This is a genomic window from Mesorhizobium sp. M2A.F.Ca.ET.067.02.1.1, from assembly GCF_004023285.1.
Classification (GTDB): Bacteria; Pseudomonadota; Alphaproteobacteria; order Rhizobiales; family Rhizobiaceae; genus Mesorhizobium.
The window spans coordinates 1-1,310 of the sequence record NZ_RZSB01001116.1 but is presented as its reverse complement, the minus strand read 5'-3'; the positions used below and the strand labels follow the sequence as shown (position 1 = coordinate 1,310).

The window sequence follows — 1,310 nt, the reverse complement described above, 5'->3', positions numbered from 1 at the left end:
ATCTTGATAGGAGTAACGGAGACCTGGCGAGTTCTCCGCCCTCCTTGCGTTAGCGGTCGATCTCGCCGAAGACGATGTCGAGCGAACCGATGATCGCCGCGACATCCGCCACCATGTGCCCGCGAGACAGAAAATCCATCGCCTGCAGATGGGCGAAGGATGGCGCCCGTATCTTGCAGCGATAGGGAATGTTGCCGCCGTCGGAGACGAGATAGACGCCGAACTCGCCCTTCGGCGCCTCAACCGCGGCGTAGACCTCGCCACGCGGCACGCGGTGGCCTTCGGTATAAAGCTTGAAATGATGGATGGTCGCTTCCATGGAGCGCTTCATGATGGCGCGCGGCGGCGGCGTGATCTTCTGATTGGCCACCGCGACTGGACCCTGGCCATCGGCTGAGCGCAGCTTCTGCAGGCACTGCCGCATGATGCGCACCGACTGGCGCATCTCTTCCATGCGTACCAGATAGCGGTCGTAGCAGTCGCCGTTCTTGCCGACCGGGATATCGAACTCCATCTCGGGATAGCATTCATAGGGCTGTGCCTTGCGCAGGTCCCAGGCGGCGCCCGAGCCACGCACCATGGGCCTTGGGTTTCTCCGGGCCCATGCGTCATCGAGCGAGATCGCGCCGACATCGACGTTGCGCTGCTTGAAGATGCGGTTGTCGGTGAGCAGGCCTTCGAGATTGTCGCAGACCTTCAGGAACGGATCGCAGAAATTCCAGATGTCGTCGAGCAGCTCTCCCGGCAGATCCTGGTGCACGCCGCCGACGCGGAAATAATTGGCGTGCATGCGGGCGCCGGACGCGCGTTCATAAAACACCATCAGCTTCTCGCGCTCGGCGAAGCCCCAGAGCGGCGGGGTCAGGGCGCCGATATCCATGGCTTGCGTGGTGACGTTGAGAAGATGCGACAGCAGCCGCCCGATCTCGCAGAACAATACGCGGATGAGTTGCCCGCGTCGCGGAACCGATATTTCCAGCAGCTTTTCGGCGGCAAGGCAGAAGGCATGCTCCTGGTTCATCGGCGCGACATAGTCGAGCCGGTCGAAATAGGGCAGCGCCTGCAGGTAGTTCTTGTATTCGATCAGCTTCTCGGTGCCGCGATGGAGCAGGCCGATATGCGGGTCGGCGCGTTCGACGATCTCGCCGTCCAATTCAAGCACCAGCCGCAGCACGCCATGCGCGGACGGGTGCTGCGGCCCGAAATTCAGGGTGAAGTTGCGGACTGCGGCTTCGGTCATGGCGACCTCCGCAAGATTGAGGATCGAAGGCGACTGTGGCCGTTCGGCCGGGTCATGCCTCTAAAGCGCG

General features: G+C 62.2%; 1 protein-coding gene. It reads right to left on the bottom strand.

What is annotated here, in order from left to right; genetic code table 11:
- Positions 1 to 49: 49 nt before the first annotated feature.
- Positions 50 to 1,240 (bottom strand): NADH-quinone oxidoreductase subunit D, encoded by a 1,191-nt coding sequence (locus EOA28_RS35945; RefSeq protein WP_128315853.1) that lies wholly within the window; start codon positions 1,238 to 1,240, stop codon positions 50 to 52.
- Positions 1,241 to 1,310: the final 70 nt, after the last annotated feature.